Raw genomic sequence first — 24,877 nt, forward strand, 5'->3', positions numbered from 1 at the left:
CATTCGCCCCGTCGTTTCGTCCGAAAGGCGCGGCGCTTCGCCGCAATGCTGGCTTCCGCCTGCCAGCATCCGACTCTAGAGTTGGGCAGTTGCCGGCGAACGCCGTGGAAGGGACCCTCATGAACACGCTCAATCTCGGAATCGCCAAGGTGCTGGTCCTCGGCGCCGGCAAGGTAGGGGCCACGGTGGCCGACATGGTGGCCGAGTACCACCACCTGCCCGTCACGCTCGCCGACCGCATCCATCCGCCGCACGCGCCTGGCGACCGGCTGGTGTCGCGCGCGCTCGTCGATGTCGAGAACGACACGGCACTCGCTGCGGCTCTGGCTGGCCATGACGTGGTAATCAACGCCTTGCCCTTCTATCTCGCGGCACGCGTTGCAGCCGCGGCCCGCGCCCATGATGTGCACTACTTCGACTTGACCGAAGACGTGGCCGCAACCACCGCCATCCGTGCCATGGCCGATGGCGCGAACGCCGTGCTGATGCCGCAGAGCGGACTCGCACCCGGCGTGATCGGCATGCTGGGCGGCCACCTGGCGGGGCGCTTCGACGAACTCTACGACCTGCACCTGCGCGTCGGCGCGCTCTCGCGCCATGCGACCAACGGCCTGCGGTACAACTTCACCTGGAGCATCGATGGCGTGATCAACGAGTACTGCCAGCCGTGCGCGGCCATTGCGCAGGGCCGGCCGGTGTCGGTGCAGCCGCTCGAAGGCCACGAGACGCTGGTGCTCGACGGCGACACCTACGAAGCCTTCAACACCTCCGGCGGGCTCGGAACGCTCTCCGAGACACTGGCCGGGCGGGTGCGCAACCTCGACTACAAGACGATCCGCTATCCCGGCCACCGCGATGCCATGGCTTTCCTGTTGCACGACCTGCGCCTGATCGAGCGGCGTGACCTGCTGCGGCAGGTGCTCGAACAAGCCGTGCCGCACAGCCGGGAGGACGTCGTGATCGTGTTCGCTTCGGCATCCGGCCTGCGAGGCGGACGCTTCGAGCAGGAAACCCGCATGGCGCGCATCCACGGCGGCCGGCTGCGCGGCGTGGACCGGACCGCGATCGAACTGGCGACTGCGGCCGGCGTGGTCGGCGTGTTCGAGTTGCTGCGAAATGGCCGCCTGCCGGCACGTGGATTCGTCGGACAGGAGCACGTGTCGCTCGAAGACTTCCTTGCCACCCGCGTCGGCGGCTGCTATGCCGCGCTGGGCGCACCGGGCGCCGACGCGGCACCGCCCAGCCCGCACCGCGGCACGACCTTCGCTCATACTTGGCCGCCACAGGCGCGACGCCGCGCCAGGAAGGAGCCCAGCGAATGAACGACCTGCGAAATGTCTTCGAACGGAGCGGCATCGCCGCCTCCGAACTGTCCGGTGGCACCTTGGCCGTGCGCTCGGCCGTCGAAGGCGCCGAACTGGCGCGGCTGCACGAGACACCGATGGCAACGATGCCCGACGTGATCGGGCGGTCGGCTGCCGCCTTCCGCCATTGGCGCGAAGTCCCGGCGCCGGCGCGCGGCGAGCTGGTTCGCCTGTGGGGCGAAGAGCTTCGCAAGGCGAAGGCCGACATCGGCCACATCGTGTCGATCGAGGTCGGCAAGATCGCGCAGGAAGGCCTGGGCGAAGTGCAGGAGGGCGTCGACATCTGCGAATTCGCGCTCGGCCTGTCGCGGCAGCTCTATGGCAAGACCATCGTGTCCGAGCGGCCCGGCCACCGCATCATGGAGCAGTACCACCCGCTGGGGCCGGTGGCGGTCATCACGGCATTCAACTTTCCGAGCGCGGTGTTCGCGTGGAACGCAGCCATCGCGCTGGTGTGCGGCGACCCGGTGATCTTCAAGCCGTCGGAGAAGGCGCCCTTGTCCGGGCTCGCGACGTTCAGGGCCTTGGAGCGCGCGATGGCGCGATTCGACCGCGCGCCGGAGGGACTCGCGCAGATCGTCATCGGCCGTGCGGCACAGGCGCAGGCGCTCGTCGACAGCACCGACATCGCGCTGGTGTCCGCGACCGGCTCCACGCGCATGGGCCGCGAAGTCGGTCCGCGCGTCGCCGCACGCTTCGGCCGGCGCATCCTCGAACTCGGCGGCAACAACGCGATGATCGTGACGCCCGCCGCCGATCTCGACATGGCACTGCGGGCGATCCTCTTCAGCGCGGTGGGCACTGCCGGCCAGCGCTGCACCTCGCTGCGCCGGCTCATCGTCCATCGCACCGTCAAGGACGCGCTGATCGCCAAGCTGCTGCCGGCCTATGAAAGCCTGCGCATCGGGCATCCGCTGGAGGAGGGCACGCTGGTCGGCCCGCTGATCGACGAGGCGGCGTACAACACATTGCGGCGCGCCATCGACGATGTCGAGGCACAGGGCGGCCGCATCCTCACGGGCGGTGACCGCGTGCTGGCCGACCGCTTCCCCGAGGCCTTCTACGTGCGTCCCGCCATCGCGGAAATGCCGACGCAAACCGAACTGGTTCGCCGCGAAACCTTCGGTCCGCTGCTCTATGTGCTCGGCTACGAGGATCTCGACGCGGCGATCGCGATGCACAACGATGTTCCGCAGGGACTGTCGTCGTGCATCTTCTCGAATGACTTGCGCGAGGTCGAGCGCTTCATCTCCGCGGCCGGTTCCGACTGCGGCATGGCCAACGTCAACATCGGCCCGAGCGGCGCGGAGATCGGCGGCGCATTCGGCGGCGAGAAGGAAACCGGCGGCGACCGCGAGAGCGGGTCCGACGCGTGGAAGCAGTACATGCGGCGCACCACCAACACCATCAATTTCTCGACCGAACTGCCGCTGGCGCAGGGCATCCGGTTCGGTTGAGTTGCTCGCTACGCAGCCAGCCGCACCGGAATCCGCCGCCGCCCGAAGCCTTTCTCGAAGGCGCCGAAGCGGCCGGCGATCGGCGTGCCGCAATGCGGGCAGATGCCGCGCTCGTCGAGTTGGCAGTCCAGCACGAGATACCAGTCGCGCCGCACCAGCGCTTCGTGGCATTGCGGGCAGAAGGTGGTGCCGCCTTCGACATCGTGCACGTTGCCGGTGTAGACGTGGGGCAGCCCGTTGGCGAGCCCGATCGCGCGGGCTCGCGTCAGCGTGGCCGGTGGCGTCGGGGTGACGTCGAGCATCTTGTAGTCCGGATGAAATGCCGTGAAGTGCAGCGGCACATCCGGCCCGAGCCGGTCGGTGATCCAGCGCGTCATCGCATCGATCTCGGCATCGCTGTCGTTGTGCCCGGGAATCAGCAGCGTGGTGATCTCGAACCAGCAGTCGGTCTCGAACCGCAGGTACTGCAGCGTGTCGAGCACCGGCGCGAGGTGGGCGCCGGTCTGCTGGAAGTAGAAGCGCTCGGTGAAGCCTTTCAGGTCGACGTTCGCCGCGTCCATATGGTTGTAGAAAGCGCGCCGCGGCTCGGCATGCATGTAGCCCGCCGTCACCGCGACGCTGTGCAGGCCGAGCGCGTGGCAGGCGTCGGCGGTGTCCATCGCGTACTCGGCAAAGATCACGGGGTCGTTGTAGGTGAAGGCCACGCTCGCGGCGCCGCTTGCGCGCGCCGCCTCGGCGATTCGTTCGGGCGAGGCGGCGTCCATCAGCCGGTCCAGTTCGCGGCTCTTCGAGATGTCCCAGTTCTGGCAGAACTTGCAGGCGAGGTTGCAGCCCGCCGTGCCGAAGCTCAACACGCTGCTGCCGGGAAAGAAGTGGTTGAGCGGCTTCTTCTCGATCGGATCGATGCAGAAGCCCGAACTGCGCCCGTAGGTGGTGAGCACCATCGCGTCGCCCACGCGCTGGCGCACGAAGCACATCCCGCGCTGGCCTTCGTGCAGCCGGCAGTCGCGCGGGCACAGGTCGCACTGGATGCGCCCGTCGTCGAGCCGGTGCCACCAGCGACCGGGCGTCATGGCAGCGCTTCGAAAGCGATCGAGCAGTAGCCGACCACGCGGTCGTGGGTGCCGACGGTATCGCCCGAGTTGCGCAAGTCGAGCAGCCGAGGCGCGAGGCCCTGCCGGCGCGCGGCGACCAGCGCGCCGTTGATTGCCGTCGATCCGCAGGCCTCGTGTGGCGAGAGGCCGGCGTCGAGCCGCAGGATGCGTTCCGCGGTGGCCCGGTCGGCGACGCGGGCCTGGGCGTACGGCAGGTAGTGCGACAGGTCGGAGCTGATCACGATCACCGTCTCCGCGCCGCCCCAGAGCCGTTCCAGCACTTGCGCCACCGCCTCCGCGCCGGCGTCGCCAACCACCAGCGGCACGAGCGTGAAGTGGCCGAGCACGGCCTGGAGGAATGGCAACTGGACTTCGAGCGAATGCTCGCGCTCGTGCGCCGCGTCGTTGCGGATCACCTGCGGCAGGTCGTCGAGGCTGGCGAGCGCCTCGGCGTCAAGCGGGATGCGGCCCAGCGGTGTCTCGAAGGCCGTGGCCTCTGGGGCAGCGAGGCCGCGCACCCGCACGCGATGCGCGGGGCCAAGCAGCACGACGCGGCGGATGACGGGCTCGCGCCGCCGTCCGAGCAGGGCATACGCGCGCGCGGCGATCGGGCCGGAATATTCGTAGCCGGCGTGCGGCGCGATGAGCAGTTTCGGTGGGGGGAGTGCACCCTCGCTATCGGCAACTTCGTCCAGATAGCCTGCGATCTGCCCGCGCAGCGCGATGGGCGCGGCGGGGTAGAACAGGCCGTCGACAGCGGCGCGGCGCACGGCAGGCATGGGCATGACTCCTGTCGTTGAATTTGAACCTTCCGCGGCTGAAAATCAACCTTGGCCGGCTTCGCCGAAGCGCCTCATCCGGGAGATCGCCATGAATGAAGAGACCTTCAATCTCAGCATCCGCAAGTTTCTCAAGATGGTCGGCGTCAGCTCACAGCGCGAGATCGAACAGGCCGTGGCGAAGGCGCTTGCGGCAGGGGCGGTCGCCGGCAACGCCGCCTTGCCGGTCAGGATGACTTTGGAGATCCCGGGCCTCCAGCTGAAGATCGGGTTCGACGGCGAGATTCGGCTGGACTGAGATCTCCCCCAGCCTCGCCCACTTCGTGTGGCTCGGGCACCCCCTCACCGGGGGCAACCCTGGCGGCCAGGCGAAGCCGGTTCCGCGGGGTTTCTGGAGTGGGCTGAGCCGCCCCGTCAGGCTGCCTGAGGCGGTGGCGCCACGGCGCTGCGGCGGTCGATCTTGCGGCTGAGGACCACCGAGGTGTGCGTGTGCTGGATGCCTTCGATCAGGCCAATGCGGTCGAGCAGCGCGTCGAGCTGCTCGTTGCTCTCGCAGCGCAGGAACACCATGTAGTCGTACGGGCCACTGACGGCTGAAAGCTCCTCGACTTCGGGCAGGCGTTCGAGCGCGCGGACGACGGCGGCGCCAGTCTTCGGTGCAACGACGAGGCCGCAATAGGCGCGCACCGCCGCCTGTTCGAGCCGCTGGCCGAGTCGCACACCGTAGCCTGAGATCACGCCTTCGCGCTCGAGCCGCGCAATACGGGCTACGACCGTGGTGCGTGCCAACTTGAGCTTGCGCGCCAGCGTCGCCGCCGGCTCGCGTGCGTTGGCCTGGAGCAGGCTCAGCAGATGGCGGTCGGTGTCGTCCAAGACGGATGCAGCTTCAGTCCACTTCGGCGATCAGCTCGATCTCGACGCAGGCGCCCATCGGGACCTGCGCGACGCCGAAGGCGCTGCGGGCGTGGGCACCTTTTTCGCTGCCGAAGACTTCGGCGAGCAATTCGCTGGCGCCATTGGTCACGAGGTGCTGCTCGGTGTAGGTGCCGACCGAGTTGACCAGGCTCATGACCTTGACGATGCGCTTGATCTTGTTGAGATCGCCCACCGCGGCATGCAGCGTGCCGAGGAGGTCGATCGCGATGGCGCGAGCGGCCTGCTTGCCTTCGTCCGTCGTCATCGTGGCGCCGAGCTGGCCGACCCACGGCTTGCCGTCCTTCCGCGCGATGTGGCCCGAGAGGAAGACCAGCTTGCCGGTCTGCACGAAAGGCACGTAGGCCGCGGCCGGGACCGAGACGGGCGGCAGGGTGATGCCGAGGGTGGAGAGTTTGTCGTAGATGCTCATCAGGGCTCCTGGTTCTGGGATTGCGATTGCGATTGTGTTTGTGTTTGTGTTTGCGTCTGCGCGACCTGCACCGCTTCGTCCCGGCGCTCCTCCAGCGGCAGCACCGTGACGCCGACGTGCAGGGTATGCCGCGCGCCGCCGTGCAGCACGCCACGCATCGGCGACACGTCGGAGTAGTCGCGGCCGATGGCCAGCGTCACGTAGTCTTCGCCGGGCTGGCGGCCGTTGGTCGGATCGAAGTCGGCCCAATCGCCAGGCCCATCTTCGCCGGGCAAATAGACCGACACCCAGGCGTGCGACGCGTCGGCGCCGACCAGGCGGGGCTCGCCGGGCGGCGGCTGGGTGAGCAGATAGCCGCTCACGTAGCGCGCGGGCAAGCCCATGGTGCGCAGGCAGGCGATCATGATGTGCGCGAAGTCCTGGCACACGCCCTTGCGCTGCGCGAGCGCCTCGATGGCCGGCGTGCTGATCTCGGTGCTGTCGGCGTCGTAGGTGAAGTCGCGGAACATGCGCATCGTCAGGTCCATCGCGGCGTCGAAGGCCGGACGGCCGGCCGCGAAGCTGGCGCGCGCGTAGGCGGCAAAGTCGTCATGGCGCGGCACGTAGCGCGAGGGGAAGACGAATTCCGCCGCGGGGTCGTAGCTCGAATCCTTCACGTAGCGGAAGCGCTCGCGCACTTCTTCCCATGGCAGGTCGCGCGCCACGGCGGGCGACAGCAGCGGCTCCGAAGTCTCGACCACGCTCTCGGCCGTGACGACGAGTTCCTCGTGCGTGGATTCGAGTGCGAAGAAGGCGCGCGTGTTGCCGTAGACATCGGGCGACTCGCTGCTTTGCGCAGGCGTCGGGCTGATGGTCAGCGCGTGGCTCACCAGCCGCTGCGATGCCGTGCTCATGGGCTTCAGGTGCGCGAGGTGCTGCGCCGTCTCCACCGGCGGGGTGTAGTCGTAGCGCGTCGAATGCGTAACGTGCAGCAGCATGGTCAGGCTCCCACCGACCTGAGTGATTCGGACGTGAGCGTGAAGTAACGCGTGCCGATCCCGTCCGACACGTGGTACGCGGCCGTCTCGCACGCGGTGAACAGGTGGACCAGCGCAGGATACTGCGCATCGGGGCCGGCCTCGCACAGCCGTTCCAGCGTCCACTCGTCGGGATCGGGCAGCTCGTACGACAGGGCGGTGAGCCTGTCGGGCGCGCTGCCCGCCAGCTTGGCGATGCGCTTGCGCAGTGTTTGCGCGACCCAGCACAGCGAGCGCGGGTTGTCGCCGTCGAGCACCAGCAGGTCGACCAGCGTCGCCACGTCGCGGCGCTGCTGGTAGCGGGCGTGGAAGGTGATCGTGCTGTCGAACAGCGCCACCATGGCCTCGAAGCCGCTCACCTCATGCACCGAGCCGTGCTCGAAGCCGGCCGTGAGCGCGCTGCAAAGGAAGGCCAGCCGCTCGATGTGCCGCCCGATGGACAGCAGGCGCCACGCATCGTCGCGCGTCATGCGGTCGGTCTGGGCGCCGGTCATGGCGGACAGTGCGCTGCTTGCCGATTCGAGCAGGCGCAGCGCGGCGCTGGTCTCGTAGCCGGCTTCGCCTTTTTCGCCGGCTTGCTCGGCGCTGCGGCGGAGGAAGTCGGTCTCTGCGCGCACGATCTGGTTCCAGTGGTCCTGCGACAGCCGTTCGCGCACCGCGGCGGCGGACTGGCGGATGCAGCGCAGGCTGTAGCCCACGCTGCCGCCTTGATCGACGTCGCCCAGTTCCGCGATGAGTGCACGTTCGAACACGCGGCGCGACTTGGGCAGGCTCGGCACTTCGCGCGGCACCAGCGAATTGCGCAGCGCCAGTTGGTGCAGCCAGACCAGCAACGCGTGGGCGGATGCGTCCTCGCCGCCGAGCAGATCGAGCGTGACGCGCGCGAGCCGCACCGCGTTTTCGGCGCGCTCGGTGTAGCGGCCCAGCCAGAACATGTTTTCCGCCGCGCGGCTGGTGACCGGCGCGCGGTGCCGCGCCAGCGAGGCCGGTGTGGCGTGGGGGTGCAGCCGGGTGGTCCGATCGACTTCGCCCGGCGTCTGCACCCACACGTCGGCGCTGCTGCCGCCGCGCTGCATCGAGGCGATCTGCGCATCGCGCCCCGCCAGGCGGGCGAGGCCGCCGGGCAGCACGCGCCAGGAGCGCGGCCCGTCGCTGATCGCGAAGACGCGCAGCAGGACCGAGCGTGGTGCGATGTGGCCGCGACCGAGGTCCTGCGTCCAAGTCGGCATCTGCGAGAGCGGGAGGTAGCTCTGCACCGTGTGCTCATCGCCCTGGCGCACGATGCGGCCCGCCCATTCGTCGAGGTCGCGGCGCCCCATGTGGCGTCCGAGCACTGCATCGAAGCTGGCGTGCGAGTCTTCGCCGGTATAGGTGGACTTGATTGCGCAGTCGGCCAGTTGCGGCAACACCGCTTCCATGGCGGCGCGCTCGCCGCACCACCAGGTAGGCAGCGCGGGGAGTTGCAGCTTTTCGCCGATGAGGCGGCGCGCGAGAGCGGGCAGGAAGCCGAGCAGCGCCGGCGATTCCAGAAAAGCCGACCCGGGCATGTTGGCGACCAGCACGTTGCCGGCGCGGATCGCCTGCAGCAAGCCCGGCACGCCGAGCGTCGAATCGGGTCGCAATTCCAGCGGATCGAGAAACTGGTCGTCGAGCCGCTTGATGAGCCCGTGCACCGGCCGCAGGCCCTGCAGCGTCTTGAGGTAGAGCCGCTGGTCGCGCACCGTCAGGTCATTGCCTTCGACCAGCGTGACGCCGAGGTAGCGCGACAGGTAGGCGTGCTCGAAATAGGTTTCGTTGTAGGGCCCGGGCGTCAGCAGCGCGATGTGCGGCGGCTGCCCGGCGGGGCACATGCCTTGCAAGCCTTCCATCATCGCGTTGTAGGTTGCGGCGAGGCGCTGCACCTGCAGGCTCTCGAAAGCCTGCGGAAACTGGCGCGTGATCGCGAGGCGGTTTTCGAGCAAGTAACCGAGGCCCGAAGGCGCCTGCGTGCGCTGCGAGACCACCCACCAGTTGCCGTCGGGTCCGCGCGCCAGGTCGAAGCCGGTGATGTGCAGCCAGGTGTCGCCGGGCGGCTTGACGCCGTGCATCGCGCGCAGATAGCCGGGATGCCCCTGCACCAGTGCGGGCGGCAGCAGGCCTTCGGCCAGCAGTTGCTGAGGCCCGTAGACATCGGCCATCACGCGATCGAGCACGCGCACGCGCTGCTGCACCCCGGCCTCGATCTGCGCCCAGCTTTCGGGCGAGACGATCAGCGGGAACAGGTCGAGCGACCAGGGCCTCTGAGGGCCGTCGGTATCGGCATAGACGTTGTAGGTGACGCCGTTGTCGCGGATCTGCCGCTCCAGGCTGATGGCGCGCCGCGGCAGGTCGTCGAAGCCGCCAGGGCCGAGATGCTCGAAGAAATCGGTCCAGCCCGGGGCCAGGGGTGCTTGCTCGCGGGGCGCGCCGTCGTCCTGTTCGGCGACGCGTGCAGCGGGTGGAACAGATGCGGCATCGTGAAGCGGTGCGGGCTGCGACGACGCGCCGAGGCGCGAAGCGCTCTGCGGCGAGGCAACACCGCGCAACTCGTCGAAATGGCCCGGCAAGGCCGGGGGAGCGAGCGCCGAGGCCAGGTCGGCAGGCGCCTCCATCGCTTGCGCGTCGAAGAGGGATTCGTTCAGTGGGTCCACGGTGTGATTGTCACTCGCCCCCAGGTTGCCCGCACTTCGTGTCGGGCGCCCACCCCCTGCCGGGGGCAATACCGGCGGCCCGGCGGAGCCGGTTCCGCGGTATTCCTGGGCTTAGCGCCGCAGGTCCAGCGTGAAGGGGAACTCGCGGCTGCCTGCGAATTCGATGGTTGCTGGCGGGGTGGTGAGCAATCCGGGTGTGTGGCCCATGCGCGAGAAGCGCGAGTGGCGTCGGCTCTCGGCTTCGTAGGCGTTGACGGGGAAGGTGTCGTAGTTGCGCCCGCCCGGGTGCGCCACGAAATACTGGCAGCCGCCCAGCGAACGCTTCATCCAGGTGTCGACCAGGTCGAAGGTCAGCGGGGCATGGGCGCCGATGCTCGGATGCAGCGCCGAGGGCGGATTCCACGCCTTGTAGCGCACGCCGGCAACGAACTCGCCCGTGGTACCGGTGGGTTGCAGCGGCAGCACCTTGCCGTTGACGGTGACGACATGCCGGCTCTCGTTGAGCCCGGTGACGCGCACCTCGATGCGTTCGAGCGACGAGTCGACATAGCGCACGGTGCCGCCCGCCGAGCCTTCCTCGCCCATCACGTGCCATGGCTCCAGCGCATTGCGCAATGACAACTCGATGCCCATGGCCTGCACCTGGCCGACCAGCGGGAAGCGGAACTCGAAATGCGGCGCGAACCAGTTGGGGTCGAAGGCAAAGCCCGCCTGCCGCATTTCGCTGATGACGTCGTCGAAGTCCATCTTCACGAAGGTCGGCAGCAGGAAGCGGTCGTGCAACTCGGTGCCCCAGCGGGTGGCCGGCGCAGCGTAGGGCGCGTCCCAGAAGCGGGCGATGAACGCGCGCAGCAGCAGTTGCTGCGCGATGCTCATGCGCGCATGCGGCGGCATCTCGAAGGCGCGCAGTTCGAGCAGGCCCAGCCGGCCGGTGCTGGAGTCCGGCGAGTAGAGCTTGTCGATGCAGAACTCGCTGCGGTGCGTGTTGCCGGTGACGTCCACGAGGATGTTGCGCAGCGTGCGGTCAACGAGCCAGGCGGGCATGTTCTGCCCGTAGATCTCGCGGTTGCGCGCGATTTCCTTCAGCGCGATCTCGAGCTCGTAGACCTGGTCGTTGCGCGCCTCGTCGACGCGCGGCGCCTGGCTGGTCGGACCGATGAACATGCCCGAGAACAGGTAGCTCAGCGACGGATGGTTGTGCCAGTAGAGCAGCAGGCTCGCGAGCAGCTCGGGCCGGCGCAGGAAGGGGCTGTCGGTCGGCACGGCGCCGCCCATCACGAAGTGGTTGCCGCCGCCGGTGCCGGTGTGGCGGCCGTCGGTCATGAACTTCTCGGCCGACAGGCGCGTCTCGAAGGCCGCGTTGTAGAGGAACTCCGTGTGGTCGACCAGTTCGCTCCAGCTGTGCGCCGGATGGATGTTGACTTCGATCACGCCCGGGTCCGGCGTGACTTGCAGCATCTTCAGTCGCGGGTCGCGCGGCGGCGGGTAGCCTTCCATCACGATCTTCAGGTCGAGCTGTTGGGCCGTGGCTTCGACGGCTGCGACGAGGTCGAGATAGTCCTCCAGGCGCGCGAGCGGCGGCATGAAGACATAGAGCACGCCCGAGCTGTCGCCGACCTTCTCGGCCGCCGGTCCGTTGGCGCGGCGCGGGTCGCGCACTTCGACGCACAGCGCGGTGCGCGTGACCCAATGGGCCGATTCGCCGCGCCGCGGATGACGTGCAATGGTGGGATCCTGCGTCGCGTCGGCGTGTTCACCGCCATCGCCGCCTTCACCGCCCGGCGTCTGCATGCGCACCGTGGCGGGCGTGGCCTGAGGATTGCCGAAGGCGTAGGGCACGGCGCCGCGGTCTGCGTCCGGCCCCGCGGGTGCGCTCGCATAGCGCGCGCGGTAATCAGCGGCGGTGGGCAGGCTGCCGCGCGGCGCGGTCGGATCGCGCTCGACGAGGTAGGGGTAGTCGCCCTTGCTGGCCCAGGGCTGGGAGTCGAGCGGGAGGCGATAACCCATCGGCGAATCGCCGGGGATCAGGTACATGCGGTCATCGCGCAGGAACCAGGGGCCGGTCTTCCATCCCGGGCCAGCCAGTGCGGGCGCATCGGCGTCGGCGTTCGAGGCCTCGATGGGCAGCATGTAGCCGATCACGGCATCGAGCTTCTGGGTGAACACGCGGCGCAGGCGCACGCGTTCCATCTCGTCGTCGAGTTTCGAGTCGAAAGGATCGACATTGACCGGCAGCCGGCGTTCGCGCCAGAGGTAGTAGTAGACGTCCTCGTAGCCGGGCTGGATGTAGCGCTCGGTCAGGCCGAGGCGGTGCGCGAGCACGGTAGTGAAGCGGCGCGCGTCTTCGCTCGTGTAGTGCGTGGGGGTGCGTTCATCGGCGAAGAGTTCGGGGTTGTGCCATAGCGTCTCGCCGTCGGCGCGCCAGAAGATCGACAGCGCCCAGCGCGGCAACTGCTCGCCCGGATACCACTTGCCCTGCCCGAAGTGCAGGAAGCCGCCCTTGCCGTATTCCGCGCGCAGCTTGTGCACGAGTTCGGTGGCGTAGAAGCGCTTCGTGGGGCCGAGCGCGTCGGTGTTCCATTCGGGCGCATCGCGGTCGGTCGTGGCGACGTAGGTCGGTTCGCCGCCCATGGTGAGGCGCACGTCGCCGGCTTTCAGGCGCTTGTCGACCGCCTCGCCGAGCGCGACCACCTCGGCCCATTGCTCTTCGGTGTAGGGCTTGGTCACGCGCGGCGATTCGTGAATGCGCGTGACGTTCATCTCGTGGCCGAACTCGACCTCGGCGTCATCCACCACGCCTTCGATCGGTGCGGCGCTCGACGGCGTCGGTGTACAGGCGAGCGGAATATGGCCTTCGCCGGCCAGCAGGCCCGACGTGGCGTCCAGCCCGATCCAGCCGGCGCCGGGGAGGTAGACCTCGCACCATGCGTGCAGGTCGGTGAAGTCAACGGTCGTGCCGCTCGGACCGTCGAGCGCTTTCACGTCCGGCGTGAGCTGGATGAGATAGCCCGACACGAAGCGCGCAGCCAGCCCGCAATGGCGCAGCAACTGCACCAGCAGCCAGCCCGAGTCACGGCACGAGCCGGAGCCGTTGGTGAGTGTCTCTTCCGGCGTCTGCACGCCGGGCTCCATGCGGATCAGGTAGTTGACGTCCTTCTGCACCTGCTGGTTGATCCCCACCAGGAAATCGATGGTGCGCTGCGTCTTGCGATCGATCTTGTCGAGGTAGGCCTGCACCAGCGGCGTGGCCTCGTCGGCGACGAGGTAGGGCGCCAATTCCTGCGCCTGTGCTTCGGTGTACTTGAAAGGGAAGTTCTCGGCCTGCGGTTCGAGGAAGAAGTCGAAGGGGTTATAGACCGCCATCTCGACCACGAGATCGACCGTGACCTTGAATTCGCGTGTCTTCTCGGGAAACACGAGCCGCGCGAGGTAGTTCGCGAACGGGTCCTGCTGCCAGTTGATGAAGTGCTGCTCGGGTTCGACCCGCAGCGAATACGAAATGACGTTGCTTCGGCAGTGCGGTGCCGGGCGCAGGCGGATCACCTGAGGCCCTAGCTGCACTGGACGGTCGTACTTGTAGTGAGTGACGTGGTGAAGTGCGGCGTGAATGGACATTCTTTTTCCGTGCGTCGAGCGTGCCTCGGGTGGCTCGCATACTAGCCCACACCGGAAGCAATTAGCGCGCCATAAAGGCGTGCCAGGGGTTTGCCGGGTCCGCCGGTGCCGGGAGGGTGTCGCCCCGCATCATTGCTTCGACATAGGTGTTTTCGATAGTGTTGGCGTTATTGTCAACAACGACGTTGACAGTTGTGTCGTCAGAGCCTAAATTTCGCCTCATCAGCTTCCGCTCGGGGCTTGCGAGGGTCCGAGGGCGATATGCAACCAAGGAGACAACAGATGCAATCCACGACGGCTCTGCCGCAAACGGCGCTCGCCAATCCAGCCCTCCAGCCCTCCAAGGTGCGCTGGAAGATCTTCCTGATGATGTTGTTCCTGATCTCGATCAACTACATCGATCGGGCTTCGCTGTCGGTGGCCATGCCGCTGATCGCCAAGGAGTTCGACATCGGCCCGGCGGTGCAGGGCCTGCTGCTCAGCTCCTTCTTCTGGACCTATGCCTTGATGCAGATTCCGGGCGGCATGCTGGCCGACCGCTACGGCCCGCGCGTGGTGATTGCCGGCGCCACCCTGGGCTGGGGCTTTTTCCAGGCGATCGCCGCTGTTTGCACCGGCTGGGTCCCGCTGCTGCTGACGCGGCTGGGCCTCGGAGCCGCTGAAGCGCCGATCTACCCGGCTGGCGGCAAGCTCAATGGCATCTGGATGACCCAGACCGAGCGGGGCCGCGGCGCGACCTTGCTCGATGGCGGCGCACCGCTTGGCGCCGCGCTGGGCGCGATCCTCATCTCGGCCTTGATCGGCCTGCTCGGATCCTGGCGCCTCTCGTTCGTCATTGCCGGCATCGGCACCGTGCTTGCCGGCTTCTTCGCCTGGAGCTACATCCGCAACCATCCGCGGCAGCATCCTGGCGTCAATGAAGCCGAGGCAAGCTACATCGAGGCCAGCCATGCCGCCGATGCCGCCAAGGAATCGAAGGATGCGAGCGGCCGCGTGCTGGACTTCTTCCGCTACCGCTCGGTGTGGGGCATGTTCTTCGGCTGGATGTGCTTCAACGCACTGTTCTACGGCCTGCTCACCTGGATGCCGAACTACCTCTCGAAGGTGCACGGTTTCGACATCAAGCAGATGGGCGGCGCGGTGTTCATCATGTTCTTCTCGGGCTTCGTCGGCGAAATGTTCGGCGGGTGGCTCGCCGACAAGTGGCAGGCGAGCGGAGCGTCGCAAGGGAAGGTGCTTCGCACGCTGTTCGGCTTCTCGTCGATCATTGCCACCGCCTCGATCTACATGGTTTCGCAGATCACCGACCCGATCGCTGTCGTCGTCCTGTTGTCGGTGACGCTGTTCTTCCTGCGCTGGTGCGGCCTGTTCTGGTGCGTGCCGGCGATCCTCGGCACGCGCGCCCGGGTCGGCTTCCTCGGCGGCACCATGAACCTGGGCGGCAATGTGGCGGGCATCGGCGTGCCGATCGTGGTCGGCCTGATCGTGCAAGCCACAGGCTCCTACTTCCTGGCGCTGATGCTGTTCGCGGCAGCGGGTGCCGGACTGTTCGTCTGCTCGACGATGTTGATCGACTACAGCAAGAAGCTGCCGGTCTGATCATGGCTCAGCGCAAACTCATTGGCGTGCTGACGCCGTCGTCCAACACCGCGCTCGAACCGCTGACCAGCGCGATGGTCAGTAGCGTGCCTGGTGTCTCGGCGCACTTCTCGCGTTTCACCGTCACCGAAATCTCGATGCGCGATGCGTCCCTGAACCAGTTCGACGACAGCAAGATCCTCGAAGCCGCACGGTTGCTGGCCGACGCGAACGTCGACGTGATCTGCTGGAGCGGCACCTCGGCCAGCTGGCTCGGCTTCGAGAAGGACCGGGCACTGTGCGCCCGCATCACCGAGGCGACAGGCATTCCTGCCACCACCTCGGTGCTGGCGCTCAACGAACTTCTGTCGGCCCAGGGCGCGCGCACGCTGGGCCTGGTCTCGCCCTATGTCGAGGACGTGCAGCGGCGTATCGTTGCCAACTACGCCGGCATCGGCATTGACTGCGTCGCCGAGCGGCACCTCGACCTGAAGGTGAACTTCTCGTTCAGCGAAGTCGAGCCCGACACGCTGCGCCGCATGCTTCGCGAGGTGGCCCGGGAGAGGCCCGACGCCATGACCATCATGTGCACCAACCTGCATGGTGCGCAGCTGGTCGAAGAGATGGAGCGCGAACTCGGCATCCCGATCTACGACTCGGTGGCCACCGTGGTGTGGAAGGCGTTGAAGACCGTCGGCGTCGACCTGCGCAGCGTCAAGGGCTGGGGCCAGTTGTTCGACGCGCACGCCTGAACTCGAATCAGAATCCCGCAAGAGAGAAACATGACCATTCGCGAACTTGATCTGGTGGTGCGCAATGCCCGCGTCGCGACCGCCAGCGACACCTTCGATTCGGACATCGGCATCCGCGACGGCCGCATCGTGCAACTCGGCCTCGATCTGCCCGCCGGGCGGCAAGAGATCGACGCCGCCGGCCGCTACGTGACGCCGGGTGGTGTCGATGCCCACTGCCATCTCGACCAGCCGATGGAGCCGCCGGTGCGCATGGCCGACGACTTCGACACCGGCACCCGGGCCGCGGCTTGCGGCGGCACCACGACGGTGATTCCGTTCGCCGCTCAGCACAAGGGGCAGTCGCTGCGCGCCGCCGTGCAGGACTACCACCATCGCGCCGAAGGCCGTGCCCACGTCGACCACGCTTTTCACCTGATCGTCAGCGACCCGACCGAGGAGGTGCTGAAGCACGAACTGCCGCAGTTGATCGCCGAGGGCTACACCTCCTTCAAGATCTACATGACCTACGACGACCTGAAGCTCGACGACGGCCAGATCCTCGACGTGTTGTCGGTGGCGCGCGAACAGGGTGCGATGGCGATGATCCATGCCGAGAACGCCGACTGCATCGAATGGCTGACCAAGCGCCTCGAGGCGAGCGGCCGGACGGCGCCGCGCTTCCATGCGCATTCGCGGCCGATGCTGGTCGAGCGCGAGGCGACCCACCGCGCGATCGCGCTGTCAGAGCTGGTCGACGTTCCGATCATGATCGTCCACGTCTCGGGCCGCGAGGCCGTCGAGCAGATCCGCTGGGCGCGCGCGCACGGACTGAACGTGTTCGCCGAGACCTGTCCGCAGTACTTGTTCCTGACCGCCGAGGATCTCGGCATCGACGACAGCTATCAGGGCGCACGCTGCGTCTGCAGCCCGCCGCCGCGCAACCGCGACAACCAGCAGGTGATCTGGAACGGCCTGGCCGACGGGCTGTTCACGATCTTCTCGTCGGACCACGCGCCGTTCCGCTTCGACGCGCCCGAAGGCAAGAAACCCGGCGGCGAGGAGGTCGCGTTCCGTCATATCCCCAACGGAATTCCGGGCATCGAGACGCGGCTGCCGCTGCTGTTTTCGCACGGCGTGCTCGATGGTCGCATCACCATCAACCGCTTTGTCGAACTGACGTCCACCAATCCGGCCAAGGCCTACGGACTGCATCCACGCAAGGGCACGATCGCCGTGGGTGCCGACGCCGACCTGGTGGTCTGGGGTACCACGCCGCGTGCGATCCGCAATGCCGACTTGCACCATGCGGTCGACTACACGCCCTACGAGGGCATCGACGTCAAGGCCTGGCCGGCGGTGACGCTGGCGCGCGGCGAAGTCGTCTGGGACGGCGAGCGCTTCCATCCGCGGGCAGGGAAGGGGCAGTTCCTGCGCCGTGCGCAGCCGACCTTGCTGCCGGACCGCCGCCTCCGCTGAACAACGCACGCTTCGAGAGCACACCATGAACCTGCTGCTGATCAACCCCAACACTTCGCAAAGCGTTTCCGACCTGATCGCGGCCGAAGCCAGGCGTGCCGCGGCGCCCGACACGCGCATCGAAGTCCTGACCGCGCCCTTCGGCGTTGCCTACATCGAGACCCGGTTCGAGTCGCTGATCGGCGCCTACGCGACGGCCACCCTGGCGGCCGAGCATTGCGACAAGCACGACGCCATCGTGGTGGCCGCATTCGGCGACCCCGGCATCGATGGGCTGCGCGAGGCGCTCGACATTCCCGTGGTCGGCCTGACCGAGGCGGCGCTCATGAGCGCCTGTTTGCTCGGCAAGCGTTTTTCGATCGTGGCGATCTCGCGCCGCATCACCGCCTGGTACCGCGAATGCGTGCAGGCCAATGGCCTGATCGACCGCCTGGCGAGCATTCACAGCCTCGACGGTCCGCTGAAGGACATCGGACGTGTGCAGGACGACCACGAGCAGCGCCTCGAAGCACTGTGCCTTTCGGCCGTCGAGGACGACGGCGCCGACGTGATCATCATCGCCGGCGCGCCGCTGGCGGGCTTGGCGCGTTCCATCAAGGACCGGATTCCGGTGCCCGTGGTCGACGGTGTGTCCAGCGCGGTCTGCCACGCGCAGACGCTGGTGTCGCTTGCGCCCGCACCGGCGCGGCGCGGCAGTTTCGCGCCGCCGCCGATCAAGCCCAACCAGGGTCTGCCGGAATCCCTGGCGCGCCTGTTGGCAGGCGGTGCCGGTCGCGCATGAAACCGCGCGCCTGTGGCTGCAAGCCTTCGCTCGCAGCGGCACGGCTAGAATCGATTTCGATGGTCAGCAAAGCTTCCGCTCGCATTGAAAACGCTGCCGCCGCCCGCGAGCACGGCACCGATGAGATCGCGGAGAAAATCTCTTCGGCGATTCTCGAACACCGTCTGGCGCCGGGCACCAAGCTCGGCGAGGACCGCCTGGCGACGATCTTCGGCACCAACCGCGCCAAGGTGCGCGAGGTGCTGGCCCGCCTGGCGCACGAGCAGATCGTCGAACTCATTCCGCAGCGCGGCGCCTTCGTCGCAAAGCCCACCATCGAGCAGGCGCAGGATGTGTTCGAAGCACGCCGGCTGATCGAGCCCGGCGTATTGCGCCGGCTCATCGCCACGCTCGACGACGTCAAGCAGCAACGGCTGCGCCGCCATCTCGAACTCGAAGCCGAGGCGCGGCAGCGCGACGACAAGCGCGCCATCGTGCGGCTGTCGGGTGAGTTCCATGTGCTGCTGGCCGAACTGGCGGGAAACTCGGCGCTGGCCCGCACGATGCGCGAACTGTCGGCGCTGACATGCCTGATCATCTCCCTGTACGACGCACCGACCGCCACCAGTTGCCGCGCCGACGAACATGAAGAGATCGTCGACGCGGTCAAGCGCGGCAACGTCAAGCGTGCCGAGACCCTGATGCTTCAGCATCTCGATCACATCGAACAGAGCCTGAAGCTCGACGCCGACGTCGAAGAAGCCGACCTCGAAAGCATTCTGGGCTGACCCCGGCGTTGATTGTCTTTGCCGCGATGGCCGGTTCGGTGGTGGGCGCGGCGTTGCAATTGCAGCAGGCGGCGCTATGGCCTTGGACGGTCTACGCGGGGCTTGTGGTTGGCTCTCTGGTCGGCGGGTTGGTGTGGCGCCGGCGCATTCAGGCCGCCTTTCCATTTCTGTCCGTAGCGCTGCTGCTCGGAGCGATGGCCGGCGCCGGCCTGACGGGCTGGCGTGCGGCAACTTATGCGGAAGACGTGCTGCCGGCGGCGCTGGAAGGCCGCGACGTCCTGGTTTCGGGCGTGGTGGCCCAGATGCCCCAGCGCGGCGGGGGCGGTGTGCGCTTCACATTGGAAGTCGAGTCGGCGCGGTGGGTCGATTCCACCTCGGAGGATGGACCACCGCCCGTGCCGCCGCGCATTGCGCTCGGCTGGTATTCGGAGGGCACCGGCCTTTGGGGTCGCGCCTCGGAGAATGCTGTCGAGACCGGTGCACCTTCGGCGGCCGGTCCGGTGCATGCCGGCGAACGCTGGCGTCTGGCGGTGCGGCTGAAGGCGCCGCACGGTCAGCTGAATCCACACGGCTACGACCACGAACTCCGCCTGTGGGAGCAGGGCGTGCAGGCGACGGGCTATGTGCGCACCGGCCCGCGCGATCCGCGCCCCGAGCGCATCGGGACGACGTGGCGCCACCCGATCGAGCGCATGCGCGAATCCGTGCGCGATGCGATCCTCGAGCGGGTGGCCGACCGGCAGGCGGCCGGCGTGATTGCGGCGCTGGTCACCGGGGACCAGAACGCGATCGATCGCGCGGACTGGGATGTCTTCCGCGCGACCGGCATTGCGCACCTCGTGGCGATCTCGGGGCTTCATATCACCATGTTCGCCTGGCTCGCGACGGCCGCGGTCGGCGGCCTGTGGCGGCGCAGCAGCCGCCTGATGTTGCGGTGGCCGGCGCAGCATGCGGGGCTGATCGGCGGCGTGACGCTCGCGACCCTCTATGCGGTGTTCAGCGGATGGGGATTGCCTTCCCAGCGGACGGTATGGATGCTGGCGGCCATCGCCTTGCTGCGCCTGTCCGGGCGACGTTGGCCCTGGCCTTGCGTTTGGCTGTTCGCTTGCGCGGTCGTGGTCCTGCTCGATCCCTGGGCGTTGATGCAGGCGGGTTTCTGGCTGAGTTTCGTGGCGGTGGGCGTACTGTTCGCCGCCGGGGCCGATGGAAGCGGTGGCGACAACGCGGGCTGGCTGGCTCGAATGCTTCGAGAGCAATGGGTCGTCACGCTGGGATTGACGCCCTTGACGCTGCTGCTCTTCCAGCAGATTTCCGTCGTCAGCCTGCCGGCCAATGCCGTGGCGATCCCGTGGGTCACGCTCGTGGTCACGCCTCTGGCGATGCTCGGCACGGTGCTGCCGCCGATCTGGGACGTGGCCGCCTGGGCGGTTCAGGCCATGTCGGTGCTGCTGCAATGGCTCGCGCGCTGGCCGTTCGCGACGGTGTCGATGCCCGCGCCGCCACTCTGGATGGCGGTGGCCGGCGTCGCGGGAGGGCTCTTGCTCGTCATGCGCCTGCCGTGGTCGATGCGCACGCTCGGCCTGCCCTTGCTTCTGCCGGTGTTGCTCTGGCAGGCGCCGCGCCCGGTGTCGGGCGAGTTCGACCTCCTTGCCGCCGACATCGGGCAGGGCAACGCCGTCCTGGTGCGCACGGCCGGCCACAGCCTGCTCTACGACGCCGGGCCGCGCTACAGCCTCGAATCCGACGCAGGCAGCCGGGTGCTCGTCCCGCTGTTGCGGGCCCTGGGCGAGCGCCTGAATACCGTGGTCCTGAGCCACCGCGACAGCGACCACACCGGCGGCGCGCCCGCGGTGCTGGAGTCGCAGCCGCAGGCGGAACTGCTGAGTTCGATCGAAGCGGGCCATCCGCTGCAGCACCTCCGCGCCGCCCGGCGATGCCTCTCGGGCCAGCGCTGGACCTGGGACGGCGTGGACTTCGAGATCCTTCATCCCGGCGAGAACGAGTACACCTTTTTCACCCGGCCCAATGCGGTCTCCTGCGTGCTGCGCATCACGAACGGACGCGCGACGGCCCTGCTGGCCGGCGACATCGAGCGTCTCCAGGAAACTGCCCTGGTGGTGCGCAACACCCGTCTGGATGCCGACGTGCTGCTCGTTCCCCACCACGGGAGCAAGACTTCGTCGAGCCCGCTGCTGCTCGATGCGGTGCGCCCGCGCATCGCGCTGGTCCAGGCCGGCTGGCGCAACCGTTTCGGACATCCGGCGCCGGAGGTGGTGCAGCGCTACGCCGAACGCGGCGTTTCATTGGTGGACACGCCGCACTGTGGCGCGGCATCGTGGTCCAGCGTTGCGCCGGATGAGGTGAACTGTCAGCGGCAAGCCGCGCGGCGGTACTGGCACCACGACGTTTCGTCATATTCCGCCGATATTTGGCCTTGAACTTGCTAAGCTACGGTCAAGGAGATTGGTCGTCCATGCACAAATTCGACGAGATGTATGAGCAGCTGCCCTACAACGGCGCTGCCGTCAGGAGCCACTACAAGCGATACGACCAATGGCTCGCGAAGCAGCCCGCCGAGGTGATGCGACAGCGGCGCGAGGAGGCGGAAATGATTTTCCGCCGGGTCGGTATCACTTTCGCGGTCTATGGCGCGAAGGACGAAGACGGCTCGGGCACCGAGCGATTGATTCCCTTCGACCTGCTTCCGCGCATCATCCCGGCCCATGAATGGGCCTCGATGGAAAAGGGCCTGGTGCAGCGCGTGACGGCGCTCAACCGCTTCATCCATGACGTCTACCACGGCCAGGAAATCATCAAGGCCGGCGTCATCCCGGCCGAGCAGATCCTGAACAACGCCCAGTACCGCCCCGAAATGGTCGGCGTGAAGGTGCCCAACGACATCTACTCGCACATTTCCGGCATCGACATCGTCCGGGCACCCGACACGAGCGGCAATGGCGAGTACTACGTGCTCGAAGACAACCTGCGCGTCCCCAGCGGCGTGAGCTACATGCTCGAAAACCGCAAGATGATGATGCGGCTCTTCCCCGAGTTGTTCAGCCAGAACCGCATCGCGCCGGTGGCGCATTACCCCGACCTGCTGCTCGAAACGCTGCGCGCCTCCGCGCCGCCCGCGACCGCCGAGCCCACCGTCGTGGTGCTCACCCCCGGCATGTACAACAGCGCCTATTTCGAGCATGCCTTCCTCGCGCAGCAGATGGGCGTCGAACTGGTCGAGGGGCAAGACCTTTTCGTCAAGGACGACTTCCTCTACATGCGCACCACGCGCGGCCCCAAGCGCGTCGACGTGATCTACCGCCGTGTGGACGACGACTTCCTCGATCCGGAAGTCTTCAGGCCCACCTCCACGCTCGGCTGCCCCGGCCTGATGCGCGCCTACCGCGAGGGCAATGTCGTCATCTGCAATGCCGTGGGCACCGGCGTCGCGGACGACAAGTCGATCTACCCTTACGTGCCGAAGATGGTCGAGTTCTACCTCGGCGAGAAGCCGATCCTGAAGAACGTGCCGACCTACATGTGCCGCAACAAGGACGACCTCGACTACACCCTCGCCAACATGAAGGACCTGGTGGTCAAGGAAGTGCATGGCGCCGGTGGCTACGGCATGCTCATCGGCCCCGCCGCGACCCAGGCCGAGATCGAGGATTTCAAGAAGGCCGTGCTGGCCAGGCCCGACGGCTACATCGCGCAGCCGACGCTGAGCCTGTCGAGTTCACCGACCTTCGTCGAATCGGGCATCGCGCCCCGCCACATCGACCTGCGACCCTTCGTGCTGTCGGCCAAGGAAGTGCAGATGGTGCCGGGCGGCCTCACGCGCGTCGCGCTCAAGGAAGGCTCGCTGGTCGTCAACTCGTCGCAGGGCGGCGGCACCAAGGACACCTGGATCCTCGAGGCGGACCGCGGCGCCCGTGCGCCGTCGGCGGCGCAAACCCAGACTCAAACTCAAACCCAGTCGTCCTGATCAACGGGAGCTTTCAGATCATGTTGTCACGCACCGCCGATCACCTCTACTGGATGTCCCGCTACACCGAGCGCGCCGAGAACACCGCGCGCATGCTCGATGTCAACTACCAGACCTCGCTCCTGCCGCAATCCGCCGAAGTCGCCAAGTACGGCTGGCAGGGCCTGCTGTCGATCAGCGAACTGCTGCCGCTCTACAACGAGAAGCACGAGGGCGAGGGCTTCAAGCCCGACGAGGTGATGGAGTTCATGGTCAGGGACGAATCGAATCCTTCGTCCATCCTCTCGTGCCTGCGCGCGGCGCGCGAGAACGCCCGCGCCGTGCGCGGCGCGCTCACCACCGAAGCCTGGGAAACGCAGAACACCACCTGGCTCGAAGTCAATCGCATGCTGCGCGCCGGCGAGTTCGAGCGCGACCCGGCGCAGTTCTTCGAATGGGTCAAGTTTCGTTCGCATCTTTCGCGCGGCGTGACGCTGGGCACCATGCTGCAGGACGAAGCCTTCTACTTCTCGCGCCTGGGCACCTTCCTCGAGCGCGCCGACAACACCGCAAGGCTGGTCGACGTGAAGTTCCATGCGCTCAACAGCGAGTTCTTCGGCACCGCCACCGAGGAAGATCAGGAATACGACTTCTATCACTGGAGCGCGATCCTGCGCAGCGTCTCGGCCTTCGAGGTCTACCGCAAGGTGTACCGCGACGTGATCAAGCCTGAGCGCGTGGCTGAGTTGCTGATCCTGCGCGCGGATATGCCGCGGTCACTGCATGCGAGTCTGCATGAGGTCGTCAGCAACCTCGATAGGGTGAAGAACGAGCAGAGTGCGGAGACGCAGCGGCGCGCGGGCAAGCTGCTGGCGGACCTGCAGTACGCGACGGTCGACGAGATCCTCGCGACCGGGTTGCATGCGTATCTGACGCAGTTCCTTGATCGGGTGAACGAGTTGGGGTGGCGGATCAGCCAGGACTTTCTGGTTCCGACGCACTGAGCACGGCGTCGAATCGCCGGCGTACACGATGTGCGCCGAATGTGTCGGGCTTGGTGACAGTCCGTCGTGGTGTTGCAACGCCTTTTGTTTCGTCGCCGCAGGCAAATTGCGCTTTGCCGTGGTCCCTGTTGTATCTTGGTCCCTGAACTAGAAACATAGATCAGGGGGCAGCCTATGAAGGCTGGATATGCGGGCGCTGCAGTGCCTGTTGTCGTGTTGCGCGCCGGTCAGCAAGCCGGAGTCATCGCGCAATGGCGGTTTTTGATTGCAAGGTCCGCAGGGGCCGCCTTGCTACTTGCCTCACTTGTATTGACGGGATGCAAAACCGCCAACGTCGGGCACGCGAACGCCTCGGAACCCTTGGACAACATGAAGCTGCCGCCCGGGGAGGGGCCGGTCGCAATGACCTGATCAAGATCTTCAGCCAGACCTATTAAACAAACAAGGAGCATCGAACAATGGGGAGCATGGACAAGAATCCGGACGGCGTGGATGCCGATCTGGCCACTGAAGATCAATTGCAGAGCTATCCGCGCGCGGAGGCGGACTTGGCGCAGTTGCAGAGACCGATGCCGCTGCATCCCTCGATGAATCGACCACTTTCGGCGCGGAGGTCCGCATGGGCCGCTGTATTGCTCACCTCACTTGCTTTGACAGGATGCCAGACCGCCATGTCCAGTTCAGCCAATTCCACGGAACCCTTTGACAACATGAAGCCGCCGCGTGGGGAGGCGCCGTCTACCGACACCGTGGTTGATTGGCCGTTGCGGTTTACGGGGCATTGGTTTGCCGCGTACAGCTACAGCACCTATGGCTGCAAGGTGAAATATGCCCGCTACCACATGGATGACCCCGAAGACGTACTGCAGTTGTCCTCGGCCTCCATCGGCGACAAGTATCCGAACAATCTGGGCGCCAGCTACGGCCCGATCCGCAGCTTTCCGCCACCTGCCGTTGTCACGTGGCGGTCCAAGGACGGTACTTCACTGCGAGCCGAGGTTGATATTGCGGAAATCTTCAAGGACCGGCTGATCAGGCACAACCTCAAGCGCGAGGAGGTTTCAACGAATGCCAGCGGCATCACGCCGGGAATCATTCTGGAGGTCAACGACCGTGCCATCAATGTGTATATGCGGGCCTTCATTTCTACAAAGGAGGAACAAAGACCGGGGCACCCTCATAGCAACTATCGCAATGACCTGGTCAAGGTCTTCAGCCAAACCTACTAAACAAATAA

General features: G+C 66.9%; 19 protein-coding genes. 12 read left to right on the top strand and 7 right to left on the bottom strand.

Features of this window, described 5'->3' with window-relative positions:
* Window positions 1-119 precede the first annotated feature (119 nt).
* Complete coding sequence (locus AC1DHL_RS17700; protein WP_478162799.1) at window positions 120-1,322, top strand: saccharopine dehydrogenase family protein; 1,203 nt, start codon at window positions 120-122, stop codon at window positions 1,320-1,322.
* The gene (amaB, locus tag AC1DHL_RS17705; protein ID WP_478162800.1) at window positions 1,319-2,821 is read left to right on the top strand and encodes an L-piperidine-6-carboxylate dehydrogenase; all 1,503 of its coding nucleotides are present in this window, start codon (window positions 1,319-1,321) and stop codon (window positions 2,819-2,821) included. The genes AC1DHL_RS17700 and amaB overlap by 4 nt, the downstream gene beginning before the upstream one ends.
* Before the next feature lie 8 nt (window positions 2,822-2,829).
* On the opposite strand, the gene amrS is transcribed toward amaB, so the two are convergent.
* Both amrS and amrB read right to left on the bottom strand, forming a co-directional pair.
* A complete protein-coding gene (gene amrS / locus AC1DHL_RS17710) occupies window positions 2,830-3,894 on the bottom strand; it encodes an AmmeMemoRadiSam system radical SAM enzyme (protein ID WP_478162801.1) in 1,065 nt (354 codons plus the stop codon).
* Complete coding sequence (gene amrB, locus AC1DHL_RS17715; RefSeq protein WP_478162802.1) at window positions 3,891-4,700, bottom strand: AmmeMemoRadiSam system protein B; 810 nt, start codon at window positions 4,698-4,700, stop codon at window positions 3,891-3,893. The genes amrS and amrB overlap by 4 nt, the downstream gene beginning before the upstream one ends.
* A gap of 85 nt (window positions 4,701-4,785) precedes the next feature.
* Between amrB and AC1DHL_RS17720 the strand changes: the two genes are divergently transcribed.
* Window positions 4,786-4,992 (top strand): DUF6494 family protein, encoded by a 207-nt coding sequence (locus tag AC1DHL_RS17720; protein ID WP_478162803.1) that lies wholly within the window; start codon window positions 4,786-4,788, stop codon window positions 4,990-4,992.
* A 116-nt stretch (window positions 4,993-5,108) separates the two neighbouring features.
* Here the strand turns inward: AC1DHL_RS17720 and AC1DHL_RS17725 are convergent, their stop codons facing one another.
* The 5 genes from AC1DHL_RS17725 to AC1DHL_RS17745 all read right to left on the bottom strand — a co-directional run bounded on the left by AC1DHL_RS17725 (window position 5,109) and on the right by AC1DHL_RS17745 (window position 13,339).
* On the bottom strand, window positions 5,109-5,567 hold the full coding sequence (locus AC1DHL_RS17725; protein WP_478100818.1) for an Lrp/AsnC family transcriptional regulator: 459 nt from the start codon (window positions 5,565-5,567) through the stop codon (window positions 5,109-5,111).
* A gap of 13 nt (window positions 5,568-5,580) precedes the next feature.
* The gene (locus tag AC1DHL_RS17730) at window positions 5,581-6,039 is read right to left on the bottom strand and encodes a RidA family protein (RefSeq protein WP_478162804.1); all 459 of its coding nucleotides are present in this window, start codon (window positions 6,037-6,039) and stop codon (window positions 5,581-5,583) included.
* A complete protein-coding gene (locus AC1DHL_RS17735; RefSeq protein ID WP_478162805.1) occupies window positions 6,039-7,016 on the bottom strand; it encodes a transglutaminase family protein in 978 nt (325 codons plus the stop codon). The genes AC1DHL_RS17730 and AC1DHL_RS17735 overlap by 1 nt, the downstream gene beginning before the upstream one ends.
* 2 nt (window positions 7,017-7,018) lie before the next feature.
* The gene (locus tag AC1DHL_RS17740; protein ID WP_478162822.1) at window positions 7,019-9,685 is read right to left on the bottom strand and encodes a circularly permuted type 2 ATP-grasp protein; all 2,667 of its coding nucleotides are present in this window, start codon (window positions 9,683-9,685) and stop codon (window positions 7,019-7,021) included.
* A gap of 150 nt (window positions 9,686-9,835) precedes the next feature.
* Window positions 9,836-13,339, bottom strand: coding sequence for a transglutaminase family protein (locus AC1DHL_RS17745; protein ID WP_478162806.1), 3,504 nt, complete (start codon window positions 13,337-13,339; stop codon window positions 9,836-9,838).
* A 282-nt stretch (window positions 13,340-13,621) separates the two neighbouring features.
* Between AC1DHL_RS17745 and AC1DHL_RS17750 the strand changes: the two genes are divergently transcribed.
* The 9 genes from AC1DHL_RS17750 (at window position 13,622) to AC1DHL_RS17790 (ending at window position 24,869) form a co-directional block, all read left to right on the top strand.
* On the top strand, window positions 13,622-14,938 hold the full coding sequence (locus tag AC1DHL_RS17750; protein WP_478100826.1) for an MFS transporter: 1,317 nt from the start codon (window positions 13,622-13,624) through the stop codon (window positions 14,936-14,938).
* Between the two features lie 2 nt (window positions 14,939-14,940).
* The gene (locus tag AC1DHL_RS17755) at window positions 14,941-15,669 is read left to right on the top strand and encodes a maleate cis-trans isomerase family protein (RefSeq protein ID WP_478162807.1); all 729 of its coding nucleotides are present in this window, start codon (window positions 14,941-14,943) and stop codon (window positions 15,667-15,669) included.
* A gap of 30 nt (window positions 15,670-15,699) precedes the next feature.
* Window positions 15,700-17,127, top strand: coding sequence for a dihydropyrimidinase (hydA, locus tag AC1DHL_RS17760; RefSeq protein ID WP_478162808.1), 1,428 nt, complete (start codon window positions 15,700-15,702; stop codon window positions 17,125-17,127).
* Between the two features lie 25 nt (window positions 17,128-17,152).
* The gene (locus AC1DHL_RS17765) at window positions 17,153-17,908 is read left to right on the top strand and encodes an aspartate/glutamate racemase family protein (protein WP_478162809.1); all 756 of its coding nucleotides are present in this window, start codon (window positions 17,153-17,155) and stop codon (window positions 17,906-17,908) included.
* Window positions 17,909-17,967: 59 nt separating this feature from the next.
* Window positions 17,968-18,675 carry a GntR family transcriptional regulator gene (locus AC1DHL_RS17770; RefSeq protein ID WP_478100834.1) on the top strand — a complete coding sequence of 236 codons (708 nt, stop codon included), beginning with the start codon at window positions 17,968-17,970 and terminating at the stop codon, window positions 18,673-18,675.
* 26 nt (window positions 18,676-18,701) lie between these two features.
* Entirely contained in the window at window positions 18,702-21,113 is a 2,412-nt protein-coding gene (locus AC1DHL_RS17775; protein WP_478162823.1) for a DNA internalization-related competence protein ComEC/Rec2, read from the top strand.
* 35 nt (window positions 21,114-21,148) lie between these two features.
* Entirely contained in the window at window positions 21,149-22,657 is a 1,509-nt protein-coding gene (locus tag AC1DHL_RS17780; RefSeq protein ID WP_478162810.1) for a circularly permuted type 2 ATP-grasp protein, read from the top strand.
* 20 nt (window positions 22,658-22,677) lie between these two features.
* Window positions 22,678-23,640 carry an alpha-E domain-containing protein gene (locus tag AC1DHL_RS17785; protein ID WP_478100837.1) on the top strand — a complete coding sequence of 321 codons (963 nt, stop codon included), beginning with the start codon at window positions 22,678-22,680 and terminating at the stop codon, window positions 23,638-23,640.
* A gap of 467 nt (window positions 23,641-24,107) precedes the next feature.
* Complete coding sequence (locus AC1DHL_RS17790) at window positions 24,108-24,869, top strand: hypothetical protein (protein WP_478100838.1); 762 nt, start codon at window positions 24,108-24,110, stop codon at window positions 24,867-24,869.
* Window positions 24,870-24,877 lie beyond the last annotated feature (8 nt).

The organism is Variovorax sp. 10L426 (assembly GCF_056395305.1).

Bases quoted from the DNA above. Each gene is read 5' to 3' on its own strand.
- AC1DHL_RS17730 (WP_478162804.1), bottom strand. From the start codon at position 6,039: ATGAGCATCTACGACAAACTCTCCACCCTCGGCATCACCCTGCCGCCC.
- amrS (WP_478162801.1), bottom strand. From the start codon at position 3,894: ATGACGCCCGGTCGCTGGTGGCACCGGCTCGACGACGGGCGCATCCAG.
- AC1DHL_RS17765 (WP_478162809.1), top strand. From the start codon at position 17,153: ATGAACCTGCTGCTGATCAACCCCAACACTTCGCAAAGCGTTTCCGAC.
- hydA (WP_478162808.1), top strand. From the start codon at position 15,700: ATGACCATTCGCGAACTTGATCTGGTGGTGCGCAATGCCCGCGTCGCG.
- AC1DHL_RS17700 (WP_478162799.1), top strand. From the start codon at position 120: ATGAACACGCTCAATCTCGGAATCGCCAAGGTGCTGGTCCTCGGCGCC.
- AC1DHL_RS17770 (WP_478100834.1), top strand. From the start codon at position 17,968: ATGGTCAGCAAAGCTTCCGCTCGCATTGAAAACGCTGCCGCCGCCCGC.
- AC1DHL_RS17720 (WP_478162803.1), top strand. From the start codon at position 4,786: ATGAATGAAGAGACCTTCAATCTCAGCATCCGCAAGTTTCTCAAGATG.
- AC1DHL_RS17745 (WP_478162806.1), bottom strand. From the start codon at position 13,339: ATGTCCATTCACGCCGCACTTCACCACGTCACTCACTACAAGTACGAC.
- AC1DHL_RS17735 (WP_478162805.1), bottom strand. From the start codon at position 7,016: ATGCTGCTGCACGTTACGCATTCGACGCGCTACGACTACACCCCGCCG.
- AC1DHL_RS17790 (WP_478100838.1), top strand. From the start codon at position 24,108: ATGGACAAGAATCCGGACGGCGTGGATGCCGATCTGGCCACTGAAGAT.
- AC1DHL_RS17775 (WP_478162823.1), top strand. From the start codon at position 18,702: ATGGCCGGTTCGGTGGTGGGCGCGGCGTTGCAATTGCAGCAGGCGGCG.
- amaB (WP_478162800.1), top strand. From the start codon at position 1,319: ATGAACGACCTGCGAAATGTCTTCGAACGGAGCGGCATCGCCGCCTCC.
- amrB (WP_478162802.1), bottom strand. From the start codon at position 4,700: ATGCCCATGCCTGCCGTGCGCCGCGCCGCTGTCGACGGCCTGTTCTAC.
- AC1DHL_RS17785 (WP_478100837.1), top strand. From the start codon at position 22,678: ATGTTGTCACGCACCGCCGATCACCTCTACTGGATGTCCCGCTACACC.
- AC1DHL_RS17755 (WP_478162807.1), top strand. From the start codon at position 14,941: ATGGCTCAGCGCAAACTCATTGGCGTGCTGACGCCGTCGTCCAACACC.
- AC1DHL_RS17740 (WP_478162822.1), bottom strand. From the start codon at position 9,685: ATGGAGGCGCCTGCCGACCTGGCCTCGGCGCTCGCTCCCCCGGCCTTG.
- AC1DHL_RS17750 (WP_478100826.1), top strand. From the start codon at position 13,622: ATGCAATCCACGACGGCTCTGCCGCAAACGGCGCTCGCCAATCCAGCC.
- AC1DHL_RS17780 (WP_478162810.1), top strand. From the start codon at position 21,149: ATGCACAAATTCGACGAGATGTATGAGCAGCTGCCCTACAACGGCGCT.